1 pseudogene is annotated in these 231 nt (G+C 58.0%); it reads left to right on the plus strand.

Going from position 1 to position 231, the window contains the following annotated elements:
• Positions 1-143: 143 nt before the first annotated feature.
• A pseudogene (locus CVH10_RS25540) lies at positions 144-231 on the plus strand (electron transfer flavoprotein subunit beta/FixA family protein); the annotation flags it as partial.

Consider the following 231-nt stretch of genomic DNA (forward strand, 5'->3'; position numbering starts at 1 on the left):
CGAGAAAAGCACGACCGTTCTTTTCTTTGCGTCGACGGTGGCTCACAAGGCCTGTGCCCGCAGGGACAGCCCGTGAAAAGGGTCGTCCTAGAATGACCGGCTGCCCCGAGGTACACAGTTTTGCAATCCATGGAGTCACACCAATGAAGGTTCTGGTCCCAGTCAAGCGGGTCGTCGACTACAACGTGAAGGTTCGCGTGAAGTCCGACGGCACCGGCGTCGATATCGCCA

Origin of the sequence: Halomonas sp. ND22Bw (genome assembly GCF_003011945.1) — a bacterium.
Lineage (GTDB): Bacteria > Pseudomonadota > Gammaproteobacteria > Pseudomonadales > Halomonadaceae > Halomonas > Halomonas halophila.